Source organism: Mycobacterium sp. NBC_00419 (genome assembly GCF_036023875.1).
Lineage (GTDB): Bacteria > Actinomycetota > Actinomycetes > Mycobacteriales > Mycobacteriaceae > Mycobacterium.
Genome location: NZ_CP107931.1, coordinates 4508403 through 4533651 on the forward strand (window position 1 = coordinate 4508403; position 25249 = coordinate 4533651).

The 25249-nt window shown below is 68.4% G+C and carries 27 protein-coding genes; 17 read left to right on the forward strand and 10 right to left on the reverse strand.

What is annotated here, in order from left to right; all coding sequences use genetic code 11:
* Positions 1-66: 66 nt before the first annotated feature.
* On the reverse strand, positions 67-642 hold the full coding sequence (locus tag OG976_RS21575) for a hypothetical protein (protein ID WP_328353365.1): 576 nt from the start codon (positions 640-642) through the stop codon (positions 67-69).
* 67 nt (positions 643-709) lie between these two features.
* Between OG976_RS21575 and OG976_RS21580 the strand changes: the two genes are divergently transcribed.
* From OG976_RS21580 to OG976_RS21590, 3 genes are all read left to right on the forward strand, one after another.
* Positions 710-1714 carry an NAD-dependent epimerase/dehydratase family protein gene (locus OG976_RS21580; protein WP_328353367.1) on the forward strand — a complete coding sequence of 335 codons (1005 nt, stop codon included), beginning with the start codon at positions 710-712 and terminating at the stop codon, positions 1712-1714.
* Positions 1715-1733: 19 nt separating this feature from the next.
* Entirely contained in the window at positions 1734-2408 is a 675-nt protein-coding gene (locus tag OG976_RS21585) for an SIMPL domain-containing protein (protein WP_328353370.1), read from the forward strand.
* A gap of 134 nt (positions 2409-2542) precedes the next feature.
* Entirely contained in the window at positions 2543-4690 is a 2148-nt protein-coding gene (locus tag OG976_RS21590; RefSeq protein WP_328353373.1) for a SpoIIE family protein phosphatase, read from the forward strand.
* Here the strand turns inward: OG976_RS21590 and hypB are convergent.
* Positions 4685-5452, reverse strand: a complete 768-nt coding sequence (hypB, locus tag OG976_RS21595; RefSeq protein WP_328353375.1) for a hydrogenase nickel incorporation protein HypB — start codon at positions 5450-5452, stop codon at positions 4685-4687. The genes OG976_RS21590 and hypB overlap by 6 nt on opposite strands.
* Positions 5453-5475: 23 nt before the next feature.
* Entirely contained in the window at positions 5476-5811 is a 336-nt protein-coding gene (locus tag OG976_RS21600; protein WP_328353377.1) for a hydrogenase maturation nickel metallochaperone HypA, read from the reverse strand.
* A gap of 269 nt (positions 5812-6080) precedes the next feature.
* Between OG976_RS21600 and hypF the strand changes: the two genes are divergently transcribed.
* The 5 genes from hypF to OG976_RS21625 are packed head-to-tail and all read left to right on the forward strand — an operon-like array spanning position 6081 to position 11940.
* Positions 6081-8447 carry a carbamoyltransferase HypF gene (gene hypF, locus OG976_RS21605; RefSeq protein ID WP_328353380.1) on the forward strand — a complete coding sequence of 789 codons (2367 nt, stop codon included), beginning with the start codon at positions 6081-6083 and terminating at the stop codon, positions 8445-8447.
* Positions 8420-8695 (forward strand): HypC/HybG/HupF family hydrogenase formation chaperone, encoded by a 276-nt coding sequence (locus tag OG976_RS21610; RefSeq protein ID WP_167104208.1) that lies wholly within the window; start codon positions 8420-8422, stop codon positions 8693-8695. The genes hypF and OG976_RS21610 overlap by 28 nt, the downstream gene beginning before the upstream one ends.
* A complete protein-coding gene (gene hypD / locus OG976_RS21615) occupies positions 8692-9795 on the forward strand; it encodes a hydrogenase formation protein HypD (RefSeq protein WP_328353387.1) in 1104 nt (367 codons plus the stop codon). The genes OG976_RS21610 and hypD overlap by 4 nt, the downstream gene beginning before the upstream one ends.
* Positions 9788-10864 carry a hydrogenase expression/formation protein HypE gene (gene hypE, locus OG976_RS21620; protein ID WP_328353390.1) on the forward strand — a complete coding sequence of 359 codons (1077 nt, stop codon included), beginning with the start codon at positions 9788-9790 and terminating at the stop codon, positions 10862-10864. The genes hypD and hypE overlap by 8 nt, the downstream gene beginning before the upstream one ends.
* A 2-nt stretch (positions 10865-10866) precedes the next feature.
* Complete coding sequence (locus OG976_RS21625) at positions 10867-11940, forward strand: phosphotransferase family protein (protein WP_328353393.1); 1074 nt, start codon at positions 10867-10869, stop codon at positions 11938-11940.
* 93 nt (positions 11941-12033) lie between these two features.
* On the opposite strand, the gene OG976_RS21630 is transcribed toward OG976_RS21625, so the two are convergent.
* A complete protein-coding gene (locus tag OG976_RS21630) occupies positions 12034-13566 on the reverse strand; it encodes an amino acid permease (RefSeq protein ID WP_328353396.1) in 1533 nt (510 codons plus the stop codon).
* Positions 13567-13661: 95 nt separating this feature from the next.
* Between OG976_RS21630 and OG976_RS21635 the strand changes: the two genes are divergently transcribed.
* Together OG976_RS21635 and OG976_RS21640 are read left to right on the forward strand one after the other, a co-directional pair.
* Positions 13662-14792 (forward strand): putative nucleotidyltransferase substrate binding domain-containing protein, encoded by a 1131-nt coding sequence (locus tag OG976_RS21635; protein ID WP_328353399.1) that lies wholly within the window; start codon positions 13662-13664, stop codon positions 14790-14792.
* 11 nt (positions 14793-14803) lie between these two features.
* Positions 14804-15616 carry a Fic/DOC family protein gene (locus OG976_RS21640; protein ID WP_328353402.1) on the forward strand — a complete coding sequence of 271 codons (813 nt, stop codon included), beginning with the start codon at positions 14804-14806 and terminating at the stop codon, positions 15614-15616.
* Positions 15617-15635: 19 nt separating this feature from the next.
* On the opposite strand, the gene OG976_RS21645 is transcribed toward OG976_RS21640, so the two are convergent.
* A complete protein-coding gene (locus tag OG976_RS21645) occupies positions 15636-15773 on the reverse strand; it encodes a hypothetical protein (RefSeq protein ID WP_328353405.1) in 138 nt (45 codons plus the stop codon).
* 22 nt (positions 15774-15795) lie between these two features.
* A complete protein-coding gene (gene trxA, locus OG976_RS21650) occupies positions 15796-16170 on the reverse strand; it encodes a thioredoxin (protein ID WP_328353408.1) in 375 nt (124 codons plus the stop codon).
* 162 nt (positions 16171-16332) lie between these two features.
* On the opposite strand from trxA, the gene OG976_RS21655 reads away from it, so the two are divergent.
* From OG976_RS21655 to OG976_RS21670, 4 genes are read left to right on the forward strand one after another with little or no spacing between them, the layout of a single operon-like run.
* The gene (locus tag OG976_RS21655; protein WP_328353411.1) at positions 16333-16602 is read left to right on the forward strand and encodes a metal-sensitive transcriptional regulator; all 270 of its coding nucleotides are present in this window, start codon (positions 16333-16335) and stop codon (positions 16600-16602) included.
* A 27-nt stretch (positions 16603-16629) separates the two neighbouring features.
* Positions 16630-17043, forward strand: coding sequence for a DUF302 domain-containing protein (locus OG976_RS21660; protein ID WP_328353414.1), 414 nt, complete (start codon positions 16630-16632; stop codon positions 17041-17043).
* Positions 17033-17764, forward strand: a complete 732-nt coding sequence (locus OG976_RS21665) for a response regulator transcription factor (protein WP_328353417.1) — start codon at positions 17033-17035, stop codon at positions 17762-17764. The genes OG976_RS21660 and OG976_RS21665 overlap by 11 nt, the downstream gene beginning before the upstream one ends.
* Complete coding sequence (locus OG976_RS21670) at positions 17761-18873, forward strand: sensor histidine kinase (RefSeq protein ID WP_328353420.1); 1113 nt, start codon at positions 17761-17763, stop codon at positions 18871-18873. The genes OG976_RS21665 and OG976_RS21670 overlap by 4 nt, the downstream gene beginning before the upstream one ends.
* A gap of 4 nt (positions 18874-18877) precedes the next feature.
* Here OG976_RS21670 and OG976_RS21675 read toward each other — a convergent pair whose 3' ends face one another.
* Complete coding sequence (locus OG976_RS21675; protein ID WP_328353423.1) at positions 18878-19555, reverse strand: DUF305 domain-containing protein; 678 nt, start codon at positions 19553-19555, stop codon at positions 18878-18880.
* Positions 19556-19850: 295 nt separating this feature from the next.
* Here OG976_RS21675 and OG976_RS21680 point away from each other — a divergent pair, with 295 nt between their 5' ends.
* Positions 19851-20327 (forward strand): homocitrate synthase, encoded by a 477-nt coding sequence (locus OG976_RS21680; RefSeq protein WP_328353426.1) that lies wholly within the window; start codon positions 19851-19853, stop codon positions 20325-20327.
* Between the two features lie 93 nt (positions 20328-20420).
* On the opposite strand, the gene OG976_RS21685 is transcribed toward OG976_RS21680, so the two are convergent.
* Positions 20421-21905 carry a cytochrome P450 gene (locus tag OG976_RS21685; protein WP_328353429.1) on the reverse strand — a complete coding sequence of 495 codons (1485 nt, stop codon included), beginning with the start codon at positions 21903-21905 and terminating at the stop codon, positions 20421-20423.
* A gap of 136 nt (positions 21906-22041) precedes the next feature.
* Between OG976_RS21685 and OG976_RS21690 the strand changes: the two genes are divergently transcribed.
* Together OG976_RS21690 and OG976_RS21695 are read left to right on the forward strand one after the other, a co-directional pair.
* Complete coding sequence (locus OG976_RS21690) at positions 22042-22680, forward strand: TetR/AcrR family transcriptional regulator (RefSeq protein ID WP_328353432.1); 639 nt, start codon at positions 22042-22044, stop codon at positions 22678-22680.
* A 4-nt stretch (positions 22681-22684) separates the two neighbouring features.
* Positions 22685-23554, forward strand: a complete 870-nt coding sequence (locus OG976_RS21695) for an SDR family oxidoreductase (RefSeq protein WP_328353435.1) — start codon at positions 22685-22687, stop codon at positions 23552-23554.
* A 3-nt stretch (positions 23555-23557) separates the two neighbouring features.
* Here the strand turns inward: OG976_RS21695 and OG976_RS21700 are convergent, their stop codons facing one another.
* Both OG976_RS21700 and OG976_RS21705 read right to left on the reverse strand, forming a co-directional pair.
* Positions 23558-24604 carry a DNA polymerase IV gene (locus OG976_RS21700; RefSeq protein ID WP_328353438.1) on the reverse strand — a complete coding sequence of 349 codons (1047 nt, stop codon included), beginning with the start codon at positions 24602-24604 and terminating at the stop codon, positions 23558-23560.
* Positions 24601-25203: a TetR/AcrR family transcriptional regulator gene (locus tag OG976_RS21705; protein WP_328353441.1), complete on the reverse strand. Its 603-nt coding sequence runs from the start codon at positions 25201-25203 to the stop codon at positions 24601-24603. Before OG976_RS21705 ends, OG976_RS21700 begins: the two co-directional genes overlap by 4 nt.
* Positions 25204-25249 lie beyond the last annotated feature (46 nt).

Here is a 25249-nt window from a genome sequence, read left to right on the forward strand (position 1 = left end):
GCGGGCCGCGGTACTGCGACGATGCAGTGGGAGTACCTGATCGTCACCGGGCTGCGTCGCTGAGCCCTACCGGTCGGGGAACAATCGCGGGAACAGGTCATGGAGCCGTTCGCGCACACCGGGTTTCGGGTCGGGTCCCCCCGGCCGCACAGCCGGCGGCGGTGCGAGGGTGGACGCCGTCGCCGTGACGCTGGCGAAGGCCGGTGGTGGTGCGCGGTCGGCGGGGGCCGACGGCGACGGCACCACAGCGGTGGTGGTCGCCGCGGCCGACGTCGTGACAGGGGGAGCCGGGACGGCAGCCGGCCCTGCGGGCTCGGTGGACTGGTGGGCCATCGTGATCACCGCAACCACCAGAGCCGCGAGAGCCATGATGCCCAGCGCGCCCAGAACCACTGATGTCCAGCGCCGCCGCGGGGTGAAGTCGGGCAGTTCGGTGTCGGCGACCGCCACCGCGGACGACCAGGGGGCGTCGAGTGCGTCGACAGCCGCGCTGACGTCGTTGCCGGTGCCGACATACAGCGGCCGGGTGGTGGCCGTTGCCGGTGTATCGGTCGTGGTCTGGTCTGTGGTCGACGAAATGGTGCTCTGCCTCCGCGGGTATCGGACCCGGCCAATCCTAGTGAACGACGCAGCCTCCGACACCCCGCGCAGTCAGTGAACAGATTCTCGACACTGTCTTTTCGGCTGCTCATCGGGCATGCTGCGGGACGTGACGGGTACGGACAAACTGGTGATCGGGGCGAGCGGCTTCCTCGGGTCGCACGTGGCACGTCAACTTGTCGAACGCGGCGAGACCGTGCGAGTGATGCTGCGCAGCACCAGCTCCACCCGCCCGATCGACGACCTGCCGGTGCAGCGTTTCTACGGCGACATCTTCGACGACGACGCGCTGCGCACCGCGATGGCCGGCTGCGACGTCGTCTACTACTGCGTCGTCGACACCCGCGCCTACTTGCGCGACTCCGCGCCGCTCTACCGGACCAACGTCGAGGGCCTGCGCCACGTGCTCGATGCCGCCATGGAGGTCGATCTGCACCGGTTCGTCTTCACCAGCACCATCGGCACCATCGGGCTGGGCGCCGGCGGGACCGTCGACGAGCACACCCCGTTCGACTGGGGGTCACGGGCCGGGGACTACATCCGGTCGCGGGTGCAGGCCGAGGACATGGTGCTGAGCTACGCCCGGGACAAGGGTCTGCCTGCCGTCGCGCTGTGCGTGTCCAACACCTACGGGCCCAGGGACTGGCAGCCCACTCCGCACGGCGCGCTGGTGGCCGCCGCGGCGTTCGGGAAACTCGGCTTCTACATGGCCGGGATGGCGACCGAGGTGGTCGGCGTCGAGGATGCCGCACAGGCGCTGGTGTTGGCCGGCGAACGCGGCCGGGTGGGGGAGCGCTACATCGTCTCGGAGCGGTTCCTGCCCTACCGCGACCTGTATGAGACCGCCGCGCAGGCCGCGGGCGTGCCTGCGCCCCGATGGGGAATCCCCAAGCCGCTGCTGCGCGCCGCGGGGATCCTCGGCGGGGTGGCGGCGGCGGTGACCCGCCGCGATCTGCAACTGACGCCGACCTCGGTGCGGCTGATGGACATCATGGCGCCGATGGACCACGGCAAGGCGGTCCGCGAACTGGGCTGGCAGCCGCGCGACGTGCACGAGTCGATTCGCGATGCCGTGGAGTTCTTCACCAAGCGGCGACGGGAGCATGTCGGCTGACCTCTCTAGGGTGAGCGATATGACTGACGTTCAGATCAACGTGCGCGGCGCGCACTCGGTGACGCTGGCTCCCGAACTCGGAACCATCCACGTCACGCTGGCGCTGGAAGGGCCGCAACCGGAGCCGGTGTTCCGGTCGGTCGCAGCCGCACTGGCCGAGGTCAAGGCCGCCCTCGAAGCGCGGCACCATCCCGAGGACGGCCCGGTGACCACGTACTCGGTGGACCAGGTGCGGATGAATTCGCATCGCCCGTGGCACAAGGACGGCAAGAAGCTACCCCTGGTCCACTCCGCCTCGGTCACGGTCGAGGCCACCTTCGCCGATGTCGACGAGCTGGCCACCTGGGTGTCGTGGGCGGCCGGTATCGACGGGTTGTCGATCCAGCACATCGAATGGGAGCTGACCGAGGCCAGCCGACTGCGCATCGAGCGTGACACCCGCCAGCAGGCGGTGCACGAGGCACGGCGGCGCGCCCAGGACTACGCCGACGCCCTGGACCTCGGCGCGGTGAGCGTCCGCAGTGTCAGCGACCCGGGGATGAACCGGCCCGCGCCGGTCGCCAGGGCGGCCATGCTCGCCCAGGCGCCGTCGGCCGACGGCCCCGCGGAATTCGTGCTGCGCCCGCAGGATGTGGAAGTCAGGGCCGAGGTGGAAGCGACCTTTGTCGTCGAGAACCCATCGACGACAACATGATTCGTCCGATCTCGGGCTGCTGTTCTGCTCGGTGCGCAATCGGCTCGAGTGGTTCCGCTGCGCCTGCCGTGGGAGTATGACTAGGCTCTGCGGGTGCTCTTTTCGTTCGCCGAGCCATCGAAGGGTGAGCCTGTTTGACCGGCGCTAACCGTCAGGACCGTCTGGGAGCGGCAACGGGTCTGTTCGGTTGGGTAGCTCTGGCGTACATCGTCGGGGCCGTGCTGTCGTGGCAGACCTTCGGCGCCGGTATCGGTCCGGCATTTTTCCCCGCGGCCGGGGTGACGGTGGCCGCGATGATTCTGACGCGCCGGTCGCTGTGGCCGGTGATCGTCGCGGCGATTGTCGTCGCCGAATTGGCCGTGGACCTGCGCTACGGAGCAGGCTGGCCCGCGGCAGCCGGTTTCGCCGCGGCCAATGCTGTCGAGGCCCTGGTCGGAGCGTCGGTGGTGCTCCGGTGGTGCAAGGGTCCACCCGATCTGCGCAGGCGTGACGACCTGGCCCGCTTCGTCGCAGGAGCTGGGGTGCTGGGCCCGCTGGCGGGTGGCCTGATCGGCGGGGCCGTCACCACCGTGATTCGTGACGGCGCGTGGCTACCGTCGGCCGTGCTCCACTGGTGGGCCGGCGACGGCATCGGCGTTCTGGTCATTGGTGCACCGATTCTCCTGTGGCCCAAACAAATTCATGTCCTCGCGACCCGCAAGCTCGAGACGGCACTGATTCTGCTCGCCACGGCCGCGCTGTCGGTGGTGGCGTTCGTCACCGCCGTACCACCGGCTTTGCTTCTGCTGCCCGTGATGGCGTGGGCGGCGCTGCGGCTCGACGTCCTCGGCGCCGCGCTGGCCGGAGCGGTACTGGCCCTGACCGCCAACGTCTTGACCGATGCCGGCTACGGCACATTCGCGCGGCTGGACCTTCCCGCACCCGGACGACTGGCGGTCACCCAGGCCTTCATCGCCGTCGTCGTCCTGGTGTCGATGCTCATCGCCCAGGAGGCCGCCGGCCGGGTCGCCGCGATCAAGCAGCGGGAAGCCGAACGACGCGAACGGTTGCGCCTGGGCACCCTGGCCCGCCTGGGTCAGCTGCTCTCCGGTGCGCTGACCCAGGAGCAGATCGGCGACGCGGTGGAATCCCAGGTGCTCAATGACGCCGGTGCCTCGGCGCTCACCTTAGGGCTGGTGTCACCGGACGGAACCCGACTGGAGTGGGTGACGATGGCCGGCTATCCGGAGCCGGTCGTGGCCAGGTTCGGTCGCGGAGTGTCGCTCAGCGAACCGGCAGCGGCCTGCGAGGTCGTTCGTACCGGGCAGCCGGTGGTCGTCCGCAACCCGCTGGACTACCAGCGCCGCTATCCGGACAACGCCGCGTGGCTGGCGGCGAGCGGAACTTTCTGCTCGGTCAGCTGGCCGTTGACCGGCGGTGGCATGTCGATCGGAGTCCTGGTGCTCGCGTGGGACCGCCCGCAGCCGCTGGACACCGCCCAACTGGCCTACGCCTCGGCGGTGGCGACGATGATCAGCCAGGCGCTGGTGCGCGCCCGCGTCTACGCCGACGAGCACGCCCGCGCCGCCATCCTGCAGGCGGCGGTGCTGCCGAGCAGCCCGGCGGCGATCGACGGTATCGACGTGGCGATCAGCTACGAGCCGGCCGACGCGGTTCACGGCCTGGGCGGCGACTGGTATGACGCCATGGCGCTGCGGCAGGGCCGCACCTACGTCACGGTGGGTGATGTCGTCGGGCACGGACTGCCCGCCGTGGAGGACATGGCCCAACTGCGCAGCGCCGCCCGCGCTCTGGCGCTGCAAGGCCTCTCACCGGCGCGGCTGCTCGGTGAGCTCAACACGTTCACCCGGCACGCCAGCCACGGCAAGTTCGCCACGATGAGCGTCGCGATCTTCGATCCCAGCGACAGCTCACTGTCCTACGCCTCGGCAGGTCACCCGCCGCCGCTGCTGCGCCGAGCCGATACCGGGGAAGTCGTGCGGCTTGCCACCGGCCATGGACCGGTACTGGGCCCGGTCGACGACGTCAGCTACGCCCAGGGCTACACCACACTCGCCGACGGCGACGTCGTGGTGCTCTACACCGACGGCCTCATCGAGCGACGCGGCCAGGACATCGAGACCGGAATTCAATGGGCGCAGCGGCTGATCCGGGACTGGGCGGCCGACGAACCGCTGTCGGCCGCATGCCAGCGGCTTTCGCAGACCATGGCCCCTGCGCCGCGCAACGACGACGTGTGCGTCGTCGCGGTGCGGTTCAGCCTGCGCGGCGCGCCGTCATGACGTCGCTGCGGTGAACCTGCGGATCCAGTCGAACCAGGCCGGCATCCCCTCACCGGTGCGGGCGCTGACCGGCAGGATCGCCGCCGACGGATTCACTTGCCGCACATGGGCGATATAGGTGTCGACGTCGGCGTCGAGATGTGGCACCAGGTCGATCTTGTTCAGCAGCACCACGTCGACCGAGCGGAACATCACCGGGTACTTCAGGGGCTTGTCCTCGCCCTCGGTCACCGAGTAGACCATCGCCTTGGCGTGCTCGCCGACGTCGAACTCCGCGGGGCACACCAGATTCCCGACGTTCTCGATGATCACCAGGTCCAGTGCCGGCAGGTCGAGGCCCTGGAGGGCCCGATTGACCATCGGGGCGTCCAGGTGGCACTCGCCGCCGAAGCCGTTGTTGGTGTTCAGCAGGGAGATCTGCGCGCCGCGGCCACCGAGGCGGGCGGCGTCGATGTCGGTGGCGATGTCGCCCTCGATGACGCCGACGGCGATGTCACCGGCAAGCTCGTCGAGAGTGGCCGCCAGCACGGTGGTCTTGCCCGAACCCGGCGAGCTCATCAGGTTCAGCGCGCGGATGCCGTTGGCCTGGAAGGCCGACCGGTTGATGTCGGCGCGGGTGTCGTTCTCGGCGAAGATCGACTCGAGCACCTCGATGCGTTGGGAGCCGGTGCCGTAGCCGCTGTGGTCGCCGTGGTCGCCGTGGTCATGGTCGTGGTCGTGGTCATGCGCGGTGCCGTCGTCGTGGCGGTGAAATCGACCCATGGTGAAGACCTTTCGCTCGTCGGTCAGGACACGTCGAGGGAGGTCACCAGGAACTCATTGCCGCGGACCACCTCGACATCGGCGCTCTGGCACTGTGGGCAGCTGACCGACCACCGTGACGTGATCTCGGACTGCTGCCCGCAGCCGCGGCAGTGAACTTCGGCGGTGACCCACTCCAGCACCAGTTCGGCCTCGGGCATGCTTTCGTGTTCACGGACCATGTTCCAGCAGAACGACAGCGACTCGGGCACCACCTGGCGCAGCGCGCCGATCTGAACGTGCACCACGTCGATGCGCCGGTCCTGGGCGTACGGCCTGACCACTCCGGCGATCGCATGGCACAGCGACAATTCATGCACCGTCGGCCACTATCCCTTCACCCCAATCGCCCGGATCGTGCAGGCCTGCACCTTACGTCCGGCGCCGCGCGGGTCGGGCCTGTTTGGGGGCGGAAAAGCGCAGGATTTTGGTGCCGGAATGTGATTGTGGTCATAGGGGTCCGGGACTAGCGTGAGTGGCACTTGCCCGCGGCGACAGCCCGCCTTCGCGGGTACCCGTGTCATCGCTGCGGAGGTTCATGAGCACCTTTCTACCCCTGTGGCCGGTGGGCTGAGATACAGGTGAGCTGATGAACGTGCGGGTGCGCCTCGACATCACTGGTGTGGTGCAAGGCGTCGGCTTTCGCCCCGCGGTCGCCCGGATCGCCGCCGAGTACGGGCTCAGTGGTTTCGTGTTCAACGACGCCGGGTCGGTGCACGCCGAACTCGAGGGGCCGCCCGCCGGTGTGGACGCGGCGGTGCTCGCGATCGGCCACCGGCCGCCGCCGATGGCCCACATCGACACGCTCCACGCCTCGTCGATAGATGCGAAGGGCGACAAGGGCTTTCATGTGATCGACAGCCGAAGTGGTGATGATTCACGCACGCTGGTTCCGCCCGACGTCGCGGTGTGCGCGGACTGCCTGCGGGAGATGCGTGACCCCGCCGACCGGCGATCGGGCCACCCGTTCATCACCTGCACCAACTGCGGCCCCCGCTACACCGTGATCACCGACCTTCCGTATGACCGGCCGACGACCACCATGGCCGCCTTCCCGATGTGCCCGTCGTGCGCGGCGGAGTATCACGACCCGGCCAATCGCCGGTTCCACGCCCAGACGGTCGCCTGCCCGGACTGCGGGCCCCGCCTGCAGTGGCGCCCCGCGACGGGCGAACCGGACGACGGCGACCCGATCGGCGCGGCGGTGTCGGCGTTGCTCGCCGGGGCGATCGTCGCGGTCAAGGGCATCGGCGGCTTCCACCTGGCGTGCCGTGCCGACGACGCGGCCGTGGTCGCCGAACTGCGTCGCCGCAAGACCAGGCCGGCCAAGCCGCTGGCTGTGATGGTCGCCGATCTGGCCGGCGCGGCCGAGGTCGCCGACCTGAGTGACGCCGCTGCGGCTGCGCTGACCTCGCCGGCGGCCCCGATCGTGCTGGTGCCCCGGCGGCCGGGCGCCGTCGCCGAGGAGGTGGCCCCGGGCCTCGACGAGCTGGGCGTGATGCTGGCCTACTCCCCGGTGCACCATCTGCTGTTCGACCGGCTGGCCGGAGCCGCTGGGCCGGCGACGTCAGGGGCAGCCGTGCCGCTGGTGATGACCTCGGCCAACCAGGGCGGCTCGCCCATCGTCTTCCGGGATGCAGACCTGTCGTGGATCGACGGATTGGCCGACGCCGTGCTCACCCACGACCGGCCCATCCATGTGCCCTGCGAAGACTCGGTGATCACCCTCGACGACCAGGACAATCAGCTGCCACTGCGACGGTCCCGCGGTTACGCGCCGCTGCCGGTGTCGGTGCCGCAACCCGGGCTCGATCGGGTCATCCTGGCCACCGGTGGCGACCTGAAGACGACGTTCTGCCTGATGGGCGGCTCTAACAATGGGACGGGCCACGCGCACATGTCCTCGCACCTGGGCGACATGGCGGATCCGCGCACCCAGAGCTGCTTCGAGGCCGCCGTCGAGCACCTGGCCTTCATGACCGACCGTCGGCCGGAGGTGATCGCCCGCGACATGCACCCCGGCTACGCCACCACGGCGTGGGCGCACCGGGCTGCCGCAGGCCGGCCCGTCGTCGCCGTGCAGCACCACCACGCGCATGCGGTGTCCCTGCTGGCAGAACACGGCAGGCTGGGCACCCCGACGATCGCCGTCACCTTCGACGGCACCGGCTACGGCACCGACGGCACGATCTGGGGCGGGGAGTTGCTGGCCGTCACCGACGCCGCGCGGTTCACCCGGGTAGGGCATCTGCGTGAGTTCGCGCTGCCCGGCGGCGACGGCGCGGCACGCCAGCCCGCGCGTATCGCACTGGATCTGTTGAACCGGGCCGGTGTGCCGTGGGCGGCCGACCTGCCGCCGGTGGCGGCCCTGGACGACACCGCGCTGCACATCCTGGGCCAGCAGATCCCCCGGGGACTGGGCTGTGTGGCCACGACGAGCATGGGCCGGCTCTTCGACGCGGTGGCCAGCCTGCTCGGCGTCTGCCAGGACGTCACCTACGAGGGGCAGGCCGCCGTCGAACTCGAGCATCTGGCGCGGCGCGGAACGCCGGTACCCCTGGACTTCACGGTCACCGGGGGTGTGTTCGACCCTGCGCCGGTGATCGTCGGCATCGTCGCCGGGTTGCGGGCCGGCGCGCTCGGCGCTGACCTGGCAGCCGGTTTCCACGACGCCGTCATCCGCGCGACGGCCGCCGCGGCGACCGCGTGTGCGCGGGCCGCCGGCATCTCGGTGATCGGCTTGACCGGCGGGGTGTTCGCCAATCGGCTTCTTGTACAAGGACTTCGGCTGACGCTGGCCGAGCGCGGGTTCGAGGTCCTGACTCATCGGATCGTGCCCTGTAACGACGGAGGTTTGGCGCTCGGCCAGGCCACCATCGCCGCCGCGATGCTCTGTGACGCGGCGGCTGTACCGGAAAGGAATGGCATATGTGCCTCGGAATCCCCGGCAAAGTGATCGAGATCTGGGAAGAGGCGGGTACCAGGATGTCGACCGTCGAGTTCGGCGGTACGACCAAGACGGTGTGCCTGGCCTACCTGCCGGATATGGAGATCGGCGAATACACGATCGTGCACGCGGGTTTCGCGATCACCCGGCTCGACGAGGCCTCGGCCCACGAGACGCTGAAGATGTTCGAAGACCTCGGCATCCTCGAGGAGGAGCTGAGCGGCGTCGAAGGTCAGGGCAGGAGGGAACCGGCATGAAGTATCTCGACGAGTTTCGTGACCCGGTCGCAGCCAAGGCGCTGGTCGAAGCCATCCGGCGCCGCTCGACCCGCCCCTGGACGATCATGGAAGTCTGTGGTGGACAGACGCATTCGATCATCCGCAACGGTATCGACCAGCTGCTCGACGGCGCCGTCGAGTTCATCCACGGGCCCGGCTGCCCGGTGTGTGTGACCCCGCTGGAGATGATCGACCGGGCGCTGGAGATCGCGTCGCGCGACGACGTCATCTTCTGCTCGTTCGGTGACATGCTGCGGGTGCCCGGAAGCCACCAGGATCTGTTCAGCGTGCGCGCCCGCGGTGGGGATGTGCGCATCGTGTACTCGCCGCTGGACGCCACCCGCGTCGCCGCCGAGAACCCCGACAAAGAGGTGGTGTTCTTCGGTGTCGGCTTCGAGACCACCGCGCCGGCCAACGCGATGTCGGTGCTGCACGCCCAGCGCCTGGGGCTGACCAACTTCTCGGTGCTGATCTCCCACGTGCTGGTTCCGCCGGCCATGGCCGCGATTCTGAGTTCACCGACCAACCGGGTGCAGGGCTTCCTGGCCGCCGGGCATGTGTGCACCGTGATGGGTACCTCCGAGTACGGGCCGCTGGTCGAGCAGTTCGGCGTGCCCATCGTGGTCACCGGCTTCGAACCCCTCGACCTGCTTGAAGGCGTACGCCAGGCGGTGGACCTGCTGGAGTCCGGCAAGGTCGAACTCCGCAACGCCTACCCGCGGGCCGTCAACGACGAGGGCAACATCGTCGCTCAGCAGGCGCTGGCCGATGTGTTCACCGTGACCGACCGGCAGTGGCGTGGGATCGGCATGATCCCGAAATCCGGCTGGGCGCTGTCGGATAAGTACGCCGCGTTCGACGCCGAACGCAAGTTCGGGGTGGGGCATCTGACCGTGGCGGAGTCCGCGGAATGCCACGCCGGTGAGGTGCTGCAGGGCCTGCTCAAGCCCAACCAGTGCCCGGCGTTCGGTAAGACCTGCACCCCGCGAACTCCGTTGGGCGCCACCATGGTGTCCAGCGAGGGCGCGTGTGCGGCGTACTACCAGTTCCGCAGGCTTGAAACGGCGGCGCATGTCTGAGCAACACGTCACGTCCATCGATCCGCACGCCTGGGTGTGCCCGCTGCCGCTGCGCGAGACCAAACGCATCCTGCTGGGCCACGGCGGCGGCGGCATCCTCTCGGAGGAACTGATCGAGAATTTGTTCCTGCCGGCATTCGGGTCGACAGGGGGTCCCGCCCGGGATTCCGCGCTGCTCGACGTCGCAGGCGGGCGTATCGCGCTGACCACCGACTCCTACGTCGTCAACCCGTTGTTCTTCCCGGGCGGCAACATCGGTGACCTCGCCGTCAACGGGACCATCAACGACCTGGCGATGAGCGGTGCACAACCACTGGCACTGACCGCCGGGTTCATCATCGAGGAAGGCCTAGAGCTCGAGCTCCTTGGCGCCATCGCGCAGACCATGGGCAAGGCCGCCAGTGACGCCGGAGTCGGCATCGTCACCGGCGACACCAAGGTGGTCGGAAAGGGCGGCGCGGACGGCCTTTTCATCAACACCGCCGGCGTCGGTGTCGTGCCCGACGGGCTGCGCATCGGACCGGATCAGGCCCGCCCCGGCGATCACGTGATCATCTCGGGCAACATCGGCGAGCATGGCGTGGCCATCATGAGCGTGCGTGAAGGCATCGACTTCGGCACCACGGTGGCCACCGACAGCGCGCCGCTGCACCGTCTGGTGGCCGCCATGCTGGCGGCGGTCGACGACCCGAACGCGGTGCACACGCTGCGTGACCCGACCCGCGGGGGTCTGGTCGCCTCGACGGTGGAGATCGCCCGTACGGCGGGCATCGGCGTCGAACTCGACGAGCATCTGATCCCGGTGCCCGAGACGGTGTCGTCGGCGTGCAGCTTCCTGGGTCTGGACCCGCTGCAGGTGGCCAACGAAGGAAAGCTGGTGGCGTTCGTCGACCCCGTGCACAGCGAGGCAGTGCTGGCGGCCATGCGGTCGCGGCCCGAGGGCGCCGATGCCGTCATCATCGGACGGGTGGTCGCCGACCATCCGGGCATGGTGGTCGGGCGCACGGCGTTCGGGACCACCCGGGTGATCGAACGTGAACTGGGTGAACAACTTCCGCGAATCTGCTGACGATGACCGACACCGCTGACCGGGCCGCCGAGGTCCCGGGCGCGATCGACGATGCGGCCGTGGCGGCGCTGACCGGATGGGTACGGGCCACTGGCATCGGCGCAGACGTGACCGACGTCGAACCACTGGCCGGCGGTACCCAGAACGTGGTGGTCCGGCTACGACTCGACGGTCGGCCGCTGGTGTTGCGCAGGCCGCCGCCGCATCCCCGATCCAACAGCAACCGCACCATGCAACGTGAGATCGCCGTGCTGCGAACACTTTCCGGCAGTGCCGCGCCGCACCCGCGGATCGTGGCGGCCTGCGAGGACCTCGACGTGCTCGGGGTGGTCTGCTACCTCATGGAGGAGGTCGACGGATTCAACCCGGCCACCGAGGTCGCGCCGGCCTACGCCGCCGACCCGGCGATGCGTCACCAGGTCGGCGTGAACTATGCCGCCGCACTGGCAGAGCTGCACCGGGCACCGTGGCGGGGCCGTCCGCTGGAGCAGCTGCAACGCCCGGGATCCTTTCTGCAGCGCCAGGTTCCGAACTTCCTCACGCTGCTGGAGAGCTACCGTCACCCGCATTACCGCCCGGAGTCCCTCGAGGTGAACCGGCTCGCGGACTGGCTCGGCGAACACCGCCCACCTGACGCCGAACCGGCCATCATGCACGGCGACGCACACCTGAACAACACCCTGCTGCGTCGTGAGGTGCCGCAGGTGGCCGCGTTCGTCGACTGGGAGATGTGCACCGTCGGAGATCCGCTGCTGGACCTCGGCTGGATCCTGGTGTGCTGGCCGCACGATCCCGACCCGATCAATGCCGGCCGGGAACTGGCCGCGCTGGGGGGCTTGGCGAACCGCAGCGAACTGATCGCCGCCTACGCCGATGCCGGGGGCAGGTCCACTGAGCATCTCGACTGGTATGTGGCGATGGCGTGTTTCAAGCTGGCGATCGTCATCGAGGGGACGTATTCGCGCTACCTGGCCGGGCAGGCGCACCGGGAAGCCGGTGAGCGGCTGCATGATTCGGCCAGCCGGCTGATCGCACTGGGGGAGCAGGTCGCCGTCGGCGACAACCCGTTCACCTGAGCACCTACCGCTCCACCCCGCGCGAGCAGACGCATAGTCGCACCGGCTGGGCCGGATTCGTGCGATTTTGCGCCTGCTCGCGGGGTGAATCCGCTACTTTTTCTTGCCGACCAGAGCGTCGGCCGGGTCGGGAGCGCCCTCGCGGTCCTTGACCACCCGATAGGCGGCGTAGCCGACGACCAGCGTGGCGGCGGTGAAGATCAGCGCGAAGTACTGCAGGAACAGCGAGTCGCCCGCCGGGTTGTAGACCTCCTGGCGCGGCCAGCCGATGTTGACCACCAGCAGCCCGCCCATCACCACGGCGATCAGGTTCACCGGGATGCCCCACTTACCGAGGTCCATCACCGGCGGGCCGTAGGACAGGCTGGTGCCGCGCAGGCGGTGGATCAGCGCGGGCACGGTCACCATCAGGTAGGCCAGGTACACGATGACCACCGACACCGAGGCGATGGCGGCGAACACGCTGGACTGGCCGAGGTTGACCAGCAGCACCAGGATCGCCAGCAGGCTCACCGCGATACCGGTGATCACCGGGGTGCCGGTGCGCTTGTTGACCTTGGCCAGGAACTTGCCGAACGGCAGCCGGTTGTCGCGGGCCATCGAGAACATCACCCGCGACGCCGAGGCCTGGATGGCCAGCGTGGCCGAGAAGATTGCCACCGCGACCAGCGCGAGCAGGGTCTTGCCCAGCCAGGTGTCGAGTTGGCTCTCGATGACCCAGGCCATGCCGCCGTGGGCCAGGTCGTCGCCCAGCTGAGGAGCCGACATCAGCGCCGCCAGGATCATCAGGCCACCACCGACGAACGAGACCAGAAGCGCGTTGACGATGGCCTTGGGGGCGGTGCGGCGCGGATCCTTGGTCTCCTCGGAAAGCTCTGCGGCACTGTCGAATCCGTACATCACGTAGGCAGCCATCAGCATGGAGGCCAGGAACGCCGGCAGGTAGTGGACGCCGCTGCCGTGTCCGCCGGTGTCCAGCACCGCCTGAGCCGGATTGCGTTCAGCGGTAAGGAACATCGCCGCGATGATCAGCACCACACCGATGATCTCGATGGTGACGCCGGTGACGGTGATGCGTGCCATGAACTTCACCCCCGCGGCGCTGATGATCGTGCACAGCACGATGGTGACCGCTCCGAGGATGATGCCGTTGGTGGCGCCGTCGACCGACAGCGGATCCATGTCGGTCCCGACGAGCTGGAAACCGCTCCAGATCGGCGGCAGCACCGTCTGCATCGCGATCGCCAGCGCCGCGATGCTGACGATGTAGCCGATCAGCATGAACCAGCCGGCGAACCAGCCGACGGCGTTGCCGGCCAGCCGCCGTGACCACTGGTAGATCGCCCCGGCGACGGGGAACTTGCCCGACAACTCGGCGAAGATCAGGCAGACGCAGAACTGGCAGACGAACACGATCGGCCAGGTGAAGAAGAAGGCCGGCCCGCCGAGCGCGAAGCCCAGCGGGAAGAAGGCGAATACAGTCGTCAGAATCGAGACGAACGAGAAGCCCGAGGCGAACGCGGCGTAGCCGCCGATGCCACGGTGCAGTTCCTGGGTGTAACCCAGTTCGGAGAGAGTCTCGGCGTCCTCTTCGGACGAGATCGCCGGATCGAAGGTGGCGGTCATGTGGCGCGTGCTCCTGTGGTCGGGGACGGGCCGGATCGCCGTTGACCCGGAGCTAATAACTGTCGTGTGACAGAAATTTAGACCAGCAGTTTGTCGTGACGGTTTCCGCAGCATCACATCTGCGTGACCAGGCCAAGGTCGCACGGGCGGCGTCCGGGCAGGCCACAATCATCGTCATGCCCGCCGAATCGGAGTCCAGCCGGAACATGGTTGCGACGGTCGCCGACATCGACGCCGCCGGTGACCAGGCGGCTCTGCGGGCTGCGGTCAAGCGGGCTCAGCAGGCCGTCGCGGCGGAACTGGGCCGGCACACGCCGACGCTGGCGCTGGCCGCGGGCTGGTCGGAGGCGCTGCGCAGCACGGTGGCCACGGCGGCGCGACTGGTTGCCGGTGCCACACCGGGGCCGGAGCCGCGGTGGACGTGGTTCGTCTCTGGCAGCGTCGGCCGCGGTGAGGCGGTTCCCGGCTCGGATGTCGAGACGTTGGTGGCGCTGGCCGACGACGTCGACGACGACGGTAAGACGCAGGCGCTGACGTTGGCCGCGCAGGTGCACGCGCTGCTGGAATCTTGCGGTCTGCGACTCGACGACAACGGGGTGCTGGGCAGCCGGCTGCGGTTCTGCCGGCGCGACGTGAGCTGGGCCGAGGGTATCGAGCGGTGGGCGGCAGAACCCGAGCTGGACCGCGGGGTGGTGATGCTCGGCTTGCTGGCCGACGCCTGGAGCGTCACCGAGACCGAACGGCGCGAACGGCTTCGGCCGCACGCCATCGCCGCGGCGCGGGCCCATCCGATTGCGCGCAAGTCGATGCTGCAGGACGCCACCTTTGTGCGCGCCTCGATCCCCGGCCGATTGCGCATCTTCGCCACCCAGGCAGACCGCGCGGACCTCAAGGCGGCCGTGATCGACCCGATCGTGAAGATCGCCCGCTGGGGGGCGTTGTCGGCGGGGTCGGACGCGCTGACCACCATGGAGCGTCTCAATGACGCAGCGGCGGCGTCGGTGATCGACACCGACGATTCGTCGAGCCTGCGGGACTGCTACGTGGCGCTGTCCCGGATGCGCTGGCGCTTGCGGAGCGGGCCGTGGCTGGACGGCACGCCGGTCGACGACACCGTGTCGATGTCGGAGCTGGCGCCCCAGGAGCGGGCCACGGTGCGCACGGTGGCCCGCGAGGTCAGCGGCATCCGGCGCAAGCTGGCCTTCCTGTCCTCGATCCCTCACTAGACGCCGGCCGGATGCACCCCTTCGATCGGCTGCCAGCCGGACTACGTCACGGCCTCGACCAGACGGTGGCGGCGCAGCGACTCGAGGGCTGGCGGCCGACCGACCACCATCTGGCGACCCTGGTCGAATTGATGTGCGGAGAGCGTGCGTTCGCCGACTACCTTGCCGAGCACCGGGCATCTCACCCGCCGCCACGAGCGCCGCGTCGCAGCCTTCGCCGTCGGCGCCCCTATCTCATTCCGGGAACGACCATGCTGCGCAACAACTTCGGCACCGACTCGGCCGAGGTGCTCGCAGAGTTGGAGTTCGTCGCGACCGCCGGACGCACCGCCCAATGGCATCAACACCTGCTCGCGGGCCGGGCCGTGGTCGAGGATCTCGATATCTGCACGCTGCACCAGCACGTCTTCGCCGACGTCTACTCCTGGGCCGGACGGTTGCGGGTCACCGAGCTGCGCCGTGGTGACACCGTGTTCGCCTGGCAGGCCGAGATCGCCGATGCGGTGACCGAGTTGCAGCGGCGGGCCCGGGCCCTACCCGACGAACTGGACCCGACCGACACCGCCCGCGTGGCATACGAGTTCGCCCGGTGGTACGCCGACTACAACCAGGTGCACCCGTTCCGTGAGGGCAACGGCCGCACCGGCACCCTGCTGCTGCACACCCTGGCCGCGGTGTGCGGCCACACGCTGGACCTGTCGGCAGTCAGCCGAACGCAGTGGTATGCCGCATCGAGGGACAGCATGCCGTTCCGCCGCGGGGGAGCGGCCAATCACCGGCCGTTCCTGCCGGTGTTCTCCGACGCTCTGTCGACAGCTGAATAATCCGGTGGATCAGCAGGATTCAGTGGTGCGCGGGCTGGTTGGCCGCGCAGGTGCACCACTGGTTGGCCGGCACGGAACGCTGCACGTCGGCGACGTGTTCGCCGCAGCCGGCCCACGTGGTCTTGTGGCAGCTCGGGCATTCAACGGGATAGCACATGATCACTCCTCTGTTGTGAAGGTTATGCGTGGGCGGTGTCTTTGCGCGCAGCAATCGTCGCACGGACCTCGTCCATGTCGAGTGCCTTGATCTTGGTGATCAGCTCCTCGAGAACGGCTGCGGGCATCGCGCCCGGTTGGCTGTAGACCAGGATGCCGTCGCGGAACGCCATGACCGTGGGGATCGAACGAATCTGCAGCGCGGCGGCGAGTTCCTGTTCGGCCTCGGTGTCGACCTTGGCGTGCACGACGTCGGGGTGGGCTTGCGCGGAGCGGTCGAAGACCGGGGCGAAGGCGCGGCACGGGCCGCACCACGACGCCCAGAAGTCCACGATCACAACTGACTTATCGGTGATCGTCGACTCGAAATCGTCGAAGCTCAGGTTCACGGTACTCATGAGGCGGGGTCCTTTCGGTGCTGTGTTGGTACCCCCTTGGGTATTACTACGATTAACCCAAAATACCCCATGGGGTATTCCCAAACGCGGGCATGAATTCGGACCGCGTGTCGTTATACCCCTACGGGTACACTCGACGTACGAAACCTCAGGAGGGTTGTCATGGTCGGAGACGAAGACGCCATTGCAGCGGTGCTCAACCGACTGCGTCGGGCACAGGGGCAGCTCACGGGTGTGATCTCGATGATCGAGCAGGGTCGCGACTGCAAGGACGTCGTCACCCAGCTTGCCGCGGTATCGCGGGCGCTCGACCGGGCCGGGTTCAAGATCGTGGCGACCGGGCTGCGCGAATGCGTCAGCGGCACCACGGCCGACGGCAGCGCTCCGATGAACGAGGCGGAACTGGAGAAGTTGTTCCTCGCGCTCGCTTAGCGCAACACCCAAACAGGGGGAGTCAAGATGAGCATCGCGTTGTCCACCACGGTGCGGGCGTCGTTCGAGGACGCCGTGGCACGCACACGGGAGGCGTTGGCGGCCCAGGGTTTCGGCGTGCTGACCGAGATCGACATGAAAGCCACGCTCAGCAACAAACTCGGAGCCGCTGCCGGCGACGAACTCGGTGACTACCTCATCCTGGGAGCCTGCAACCCGCCGCTGGCCCATCGCGCCGTCAGCATCGACCGCCAGATCGGGCTGCTGCTCCCATGCAACGTCGTGGTGCGCACCGATCCGGACCACGAGGGATCGGTGGTCGTCGAGGCCATGAATCCCCAGCTGCTCGTCGAGGTCACCGGCGAGGCCGCGCTTCGGCCGGTCGCCGACGAGGTGGGCGTCAAACTGCAGACGGCGATCGACTCGCTCGGTGACTCCTAGGCCGCACCCGGGCGCCAGCCATCGTGCACTCGTCGTCGACGACGAGACAGCCCTGGCCGAGGTCGTCGCGGCCTATCTCACGCGGGAACACTTCGAGGTGACCGCGGCGGCAGATGGAACCGACGCGCTGCGGCTGGCCCGGGAGTGCGACCCCGATGTGGTGATCCTCGACCTGAGCCTGCCCGGCATCGACGGGCTGGAGGTCTGCCGGCAGCTGCGAACGTTCTCCGACGCCTACGTCGTGATGCTGACCGCACGCGACACCGAGGTGGACACCATCGTCGGGCTGTCGGTGGGCGCCGACGACTACATGACCAAACCGTTCAGCCCCCGCGAACTGGTCGCCCGGGTCCAGGCGATGTTGCGGCGGCCCCGAAGCGCGCCGCAGGCGGTCGGTGCCGCGCCCACCGAGCCCCCGCCACGCGACTTCGGTGATCTGCGCATCGACGTCGCCGCGCGCGAGGTATCGGTCGGCGGACACCCAACCAATCTCACGCGCACAGAGTTCGACGTGCTGGCCGCTTTGTCGGCCCGCCCCGGCCTGGTGTTCACCAGGCGCCAGCTTCTCGAAGCGGTGTGGGGGGACAACTGGGTCGGCAACGACCACCTGATCGACGTGCACATCGGTCATCTGCGTCGCAAACTCGGCGACGATCCGGGCCGCCCGCGGTATGTACTGACCGTGCGTGGGGTCGGCTATCGGATGGGCAGCGGTCAATGAGGCGCACACCGGGACTCACCGGGCGCCTGTTCGGAGCCCAGGTTCTGGTGGTAGCAGCCGGCGCGGCCACCACGGCGGTGGTCGCCTTCGTCGTCGGGCCACCGCTGTTCCGCGAACATCTTCGCCGCGCCGGTATGCAGCCTGACTCCCACGAGCAGTTCCACGCCGAGCAGGCCTATACCTACGCGACGGCGATCTCTGTCGGCGTCGCTGTCGCTGCCGCGGCACTGACTGCGCTGGTGGTGACGTGGTACTTCAGCCGACGACTGCAACGATCACTGTCAGCGGTGTCGTCGGCGGCGGCGCGCGTCGCCGACGGACGATTCGATGCGCGGGTGTCCCCGCCGCAACTCGGTGCCGACTTCGATTCGCTGGCTGCCGCTTTCAATGCGATGGCTGCACGGCTGGAGACGGTCGAAGGAACTCGCCGACGGCTGCTCGGCGATCTTGCGCACGAGATCAGGACGCCCGTGTCGGTACTGGAGGCCTATTTCGAAGCGGTCGAAGATGGTGTGAAAGACATTGATGCCGAATCGATTTCGGTGATGCGCGATCAGGCTCGGCGGCTGGTCCGGCTCTCCGAGGACGTCAACGCGCTCGCTCAAGCGGAGGAGGGGCTGACGATCTCGCGTGGCCGGGTCGACGCCGAGACATTCGTGGGCCGTTCCCTGAACGCCGTGGCAGACCGTGCGACCGGGGCCGGTGTCGGACTGCACTCGACGGTGGATCCGGCTGCCCGACGGCTGTGGATCGACGCCGATCGCCTCGGCCAGGTAGTGGGCAACCTTCTGGACAACGCAGTGCGCCACACGCCGCCCGGCGGTCGCATCGATGTCGACGTGAGCGCACGGGGAGCCGCCACCGTGATCACGGTGGCCGACACCGGGGAGGGGATCGCCGCCGAGCACCTGCCCCATGTCTTCGAGCGCTTCTACCGGGCGGATGCAGCCCGAGGCCGCGGCCGAGGGGGCAGCGGTATCGGCCTGGCCATCGCGAAGGCTCTCGTGGAGGCCCACGACGGCAGGATCTCAGTCAGCAGTGACGGAGCCGGCGCGGGCACTGTGTTCACCATCGAGTTGCCCTCGGTGCCCGCAGCCGCAGAGGCCTGATTGCTCAGAGCGAGGCGAGAATCTTGTTCATCTCGTCGATCTCCTTCTGCTGACTCTCGGCGATCGACTTCGCCAGCGCGACGGTCGCAGGGTATTGGCCTTGCCCGATTTCCTTCTGCGACATGATGATCGCGCCCTGATGATGCTGGATCATCTGGGTCAGGAACAGCCGGCTGGCCGCAGGCCCCACGGCGTTGCGCAGCGCGGCCATATCCTCGTCGGACATCATTCCCATGCCCGCGCCCATAGCGGGCATGTCGTGACCGGGCATGCCGGGCATCCCGGAGTTGCCGGGCATGTCGTCCATGCCGCCGGGCATCATGGGCATCGCGGGAACACCCCACTGCGACAACCAGCCCTGCATCTGCTGGATCTCAGGGCCCTGCGCGGCCTTGATCTGGTTGGCCAGTGCGATCACCCGAGGGTCGATGCCCTGCTTGCCCAGGATGTCGTCACTCATCTCGATGGCTTGCTGGTGGTGCGGAATCATGTGCTGGGTAAACATCACGTCGACGTTGTTGTGCGGCTGGGTATCAGGTGCCGCCGCCGTAGAACTCGCCACCGCGGTCGCTGGAGCGGGGGCAGTGCTACTCGTTGCGGTCTTGGTGGTGGTGCCGCAGGCGGTGAGTGTGATCAGCGCGGCGATGGCGGCGCCGGCGACAGCCAGGGAACGGGTGTCCATCGTGGTGCGTCCTCTCGGTCCGGTACGCGCGGCGGGATGCCGCGTGTCCTGTCCTCGAGGGTTGCCGCCGCTGATCCGGCTTTCGCTAGTCGTTCGATGAAGATTCGATGAAGGTGTGCGGGGGTCCGGAAAGCCATTTGCACCGCCATTGCGGCGAGGTCTAGCATCGCCACCGTGCATAGTGCGCGACTCGTAGTAGCAACCCACAGCGGGGTCTGATCCAGACCGACCCCCCGCTGTGGGTCATCAGCTGCGCCGACGTCGGTCCCCTCGAGTACTACGAGACGACCGCATCATGAGTCCCAGCACCACCATCCCTGACACTTCGCCGCGGTTCTGCGCGCCCCTGCCGCACGGGTTGCGACACGACGCCGCCGCCCTATCGTGGGCCGCCTTCACCGCCCGATACAGCCCCAGCGCGGGCCCGCTTCGGCTCGGCGCCTGGGAGTCCGACCAGGCCGGCCGGTCGTCGACCCGCTGCGGCCCGCAGGCTCACACCTTCCGCGCCACGTTGGCCCTCGGCGACCGCATCGAAACCGCCGTCGCACACGCCAGTGGACCGCTGGCCGCGCTGACGGCGATGCTCTACGAGCGCGGTATCGGCCTGGAAATGATGGCCTTTCACCAGCTGCAGTCCGGTGCGCACACCGCGACGTTCGTCCGCGGCGGCAACGGCCACCGCGACCACTGGGCGATGGGCTGGGCCGAGGACCCCACGCAGTCCGCTCTGCGCGCCGTCATCGCCTGCGCCAACCGGCTGCTCGCGGCCTGACGTCCTGGGCCTTCACCCGCGCCGAGATTGACGCCAGGCGGAGTCCTACTCGAACTTCTTCTGCGGGACGTCAATCTCGCGGGGCCCAGCGTCTCAGCGCAGCGGGCGCAGCACGATCGGCATGCCGTCGATCGGCACCGGCATTCCGGCGTAGTCGTAGTGCGGCTGGTAGCCGGGGTGCGGCAACTCCAGCCGGTACTTGCGCAGCAGCCGGTGCATCACCGTTTTGATCTCCAGCTGGCCGAACACCATGCCGATGCACTTGTGCGCGCCGCCGCCGAACGGGGCGAAGGCATACCGGTGGCGCTTGTGCTCGGAGCGCGGCTCGGCGAAGCGATCCGGGTCGAACTTCTCCGGGTCGGTCCACAGCTCCGGCAGCCGGTGATTGAGGCCGGGCCAGATGTTGACACTGGTACCCGCCGGCACGAAATGCCCCAGCAGTTCGGTGTCGCGCACGGCCTGGCGGACGTTGAACGGCAACGGCGTGACCAGGCGCAGCGACTCGTTGATCACCAGATCGAGAGTCTCCAGCTTCTCCAGAGCCTCGATATCCAAGGGGCCGTCGCCGAGGCGGGACGACTCGTCGCGGCAGCGCTCCTGCCAGTCCTGGTTGGCGGCAAGCTGATGGGCCATCGTTGTCAGCGTCGAGGTGGACGTGTCGTGGGCGGCCATCATCAGGAAGATCATGTGGTTGACGATGTCGTCGTCGGTGAAGCTGTTGCCGTCGTCGTCGGTGGTCTGGCACAGCACCGAGAGCATGTCGGTGCCGCCGGAGTTGCGACGTTCCTTGAGCCGCTCGACGAAGTACTCCTCGAGAACCTTGCGGGCCTGCAGCCCGCGCCACCACTTGAACGGCGGCACGCTGGTGCGGATGATCGCCCCGCCGGCCCGGGTGGTGGTGGTGAACGCCTGGTTCACCTTGGTGACCAGTTCGTGGTCGGAGCCCGGCTCGTGACCCATGAACACCACCGAGGCGATGTCGAGCGTCAGTTCCTTGATCGCGGGATGGAACAGGAACCGCGGATCGTTGGCGACCCAGTCGTTGGCGACGACCGCCGAGGCGACCCGGTCGATGTGCTCGACATAGCCCGACAGCCGGGTGCGGGTGAAGGCTTCCTGCATGATCCGGCGGTGGTACATGTGCTCTTCGAAGTCGAGCATCATCAGGCCGCGGTTGAAGAACGGCCCGATCACCGGGTGCCAGCCCTTCTGCGAGAAGTCCTTGTTCTTGTTGGTGAACACCGCCTGGGTGGCGTCGGGTCCCAGCGCGACGACGGCGGGCAGGGCCGGCGAGTAGGCGTAGTGCAGGGGGCCGTACTTGCGGTAGACCTGCATCAGATAGTCAGGACCGCCGCGGAAGGTCTCGATCATGTGGCCCAGCAGTGGCAGCCCGGAATCGCCCATGATCGTCTTGAGGTCACTGCCCGCGGGCGGCTGAGCCAGCGGGAACTGCGGCCACTCGCGCTCGCGCAGCCGCTTCTCCACGGCACCCATCCCGGGGATGGTGTTCAACGTCGGAGTGAACCGGCGACGGGCCTGGTCCAGAAGGTACTGCGGGGTACTGATCGTGGCCATCAACGCTCCTGGGGAAGTGGACGGGCGGACGGATCGTGGTTGCCGGCCGGGGCTGATACTTGAGGTAGCACCATCCTCACCACGACACTTGACGTGTGTCAAGTTTCACTTCGGGCGTGCCGTGGTGCAAGGTGAACGGGTGACCGCGCACCAGCAGGCTGTCGAGGCGCCCCGTCGCCGCGGCGACAAGCAGCGGCATGCCATCGTGCAAGCCGTTCGCGAGCTGCTGGAGGAGAAGCCGTTCTCCGATTTGTCGGTGAGCATGATCAGCGACCGCGCCGGGGTAGCCCGTTCGGGCTTCTACTTCTACTTCGACTCCAAGTACTCGGTGCTGGCGTACCTCGTCGGCGAAGCCGGGCAGGAACTCGACGACCTCACCCATTCGTATGCACCGCGCGGCCCCGAGGAGAGCCCGACCGCCTTCGCCGAGCGCATGGTCCGCAGCGCCGCAGCGGTTTACGCCCACAACGACCCACTGATGAGGGCGTGCAATGCCGCCCGGCACACCGATGCCGAGATCCGGGAGATCCTCGACGCATACAACGAGGCCGTCGTCGCGCAGATCGTGCCGATCGTGGAGGCCGAGATCCGCAACGGCACCGCCGACCCGATCACCGACGACATCCACGGTCTGGTCCGGACGCTGGTGGCGACGACCGGGCTCACCCTGTCCGGCGAGTCGGCTTTTCTGGGTCCGGATCGGGACATGGACGCCGCGGTGCGGATCCTGGAGAAGTTGTGGCTGCGCGCCCTGTGGGGCGGACGGGTCGGCGGCTGAGCGGATGACCGGCGGTTTCGCGGGCAAGAAAGTGTTCGTCACCGGTGCGGCCAGCGGTATCGGCCGCGCGACAGCGCTGCGGCTGGGCCGTGAGGGCGCGGAGCTGTATCTCACCGATATCAACGCCGAGGGCTTACAGGCCACGGTCGCCGACGTGCGTGCGCTTGGCGCGACGGTGTCCGAGCACCGGGCCCTGGACATCTCCGACTACGACGCCGTCGCCCGGTTCGCCGCCGACATCCACACCCGCGACGGCGCGATGGACGTGGTGATGAACATCGCCGGCGTCTCGGCGTGGGGAACCGTCGAGCACCTGACCCATGGGCACTGGCGGTCGATGATCGACGTCAACCTGATGGGTCCGATTCACGTGATCGAGACGTTCCTGCCGCCGATGGTAGCCGCCGGCCGCGGCGGCCATCTGGTCAACGTGTCCTCGGCGGCGGGTCTGGTGGCGTTGCCGTGGCATGCCGCCTACAGCGCCAGCAAGTTCGGGCTGCGCGGCCTCTCGGAGGTGCTGCGGTTCGACCTGGCCCGCCACGACATCGGGGTGTCGCTGGTGGTGCCGGGTGCGGTCGACACCCCACTTGTGCAGACCGTCCACATCGCCGGGGTGGACCGCGAGCATCCCAAGGTGCAGCGCTGGGTCAAGCTGTTCAGCGGCCACGCGGTCACCGCCGACAAGGTGGCCGACCGCATCGTCGCCGGCGTGGCCAGGAACCGCTTTCTGATCTACACCTCGGCGGACATCTGGGCGCTGTATGCATTCAAGCGGCTGGCGTGGTGGCCCTACAGCGTGGCGATGACGCGGGTGAATGTGTTCTTCACCAGGGCGCTTCGGCCGCGCGGGGCGCAATCTCTGCCGCCGGCCTGAAAATCATTGCAGCGCGGCGAGTTCCAGCCGCACACCGAGCAGGCGCACCGGACGGTCGAGCTCGAAGAGGTCCAGCACTCGCAGCGCCGCGGTGGTGATCACCTCGGGTTGTATGCCCGGCCGGTCGAGCTTGCGGATCTTGGTCCGCGTATAGAACGTGTTGGTCCGCACCGTCACAGCCACCCGCGTCACGATGCGTCCCTGGCTCACCACCTCATCGAGCGCGCGGGTCGCGAGATCGACGATGGCGGCGTCCATCTCGGCGCGGTCGGTGAGGTCCTGCGGGAACGTGACCACGTGGCTGCGCGAGCGCGGAATCCACGGCTGCGCGCTGACCGTGGCGTCCCCACCGCCCTTGGCCAGCAGCAGCAACCACAACCCGGTGCGTGGCCCGAACGTCGCGGTGAGCAGTTCGGCATCGGTGGACGCCAGCTGTCGCACTGTCGTGATATCAAGGGCGGCAAGTTTTTTGGCGGTCTTCGGTCCGACGCTCCACAGCGCGTCGACCGGGCGCTGTCCCATGACGTCCATCCAGTTCGCGTCGGTGAGGGTGTAGACGCCGTCGGGTTTGCCGAACCCGGTGGCCACCTTGGCGCGCTGCTTGTTGTCGCTGATGCCGACCGAGCAGACCAGTCCTGTCGCGGAGGTGATCTCGGCGCGTATCCGCTCCGCGAGCGCCACCGGGTCCTCGACGTGCGCACCGACGTACGCCTCGTCCCAACCCCACACCTCGACCGGATGGCCGAGGTCGCGCAGCACGCCCATCACCTGATCGGAGGCCTCGTCGTACGCCTCCGGGTCCGACGGCAGGAACGTCGCGTCCGGGCACCGTCGTGCAGCGCTGCGCAACGGCATGCCGGCGTGTACGCCGAATTCCCGGGCTTCATAGGATGCGCATGTCACCACCTTGCGGGCCTCGGTGGGATCGCCACTGCCGCCGACGATGACCGGCAGGCCGACGAGTTCGGGATGCCTGCGCAGTTCGACTGAGGCCAGGAACTGGTCGAGGTCCACGTGCAGGACCCACTGTCGGGGCTCGCCCGCGGTCACGTCCCGCACAGCTTGGTCGCGACGCTGTCCCAGGCGTCGGCCAGGCTCTCGAGGCTTCGGCCCGAGTCGGCCAGTGCGCGGGTGACGTAGTCGGCGTCCAGTAGTGCCAGCAGGGCGTCGGCCTGGGCGCCGAGATCTCCGCTGCTTCCCGCCGCCTCCAGAAGAACGCGCACATGGGTGTGCATGACGGCGAACGGCGCGCTGTAGCGGGCGTCGGGGTCGCGGTTGACGTCGGAGAGTAGTTCGCGATGGGCCTGGACGAAGCGCAGTCGTTCACGGCCGAAGGCCAGCAGTCGTTGCAGCGGCGGGGCATCGGGGCCCAGCGGCGGCGGGCCGAACAGGTAGGCGTGCTGCAATGTGCGCTCGTCTTCGTCGAGCAGCACCATCATCAGGCCCGCGCGGCTGCCGAAGCGGCGGAACAGCGTCCCCTTGCCGACGCCTGCGGCGGCGGCGATATCGTCCATCGACACCGCCTCGGTACCGCGCTCGTCGATCAGCGCGCGGGCGGCGCCGAGCAGCAGCAGGCGGTTGCGGGCAGCATCGCCACGCTCTTGCGGCGCCGAGATCGGCAGCCCACCCACCCCGTTGACGGCGGTCACATCCGCCACTTTAGCTCAGGTGGAATTAATCGGACCGTAGTCCGGT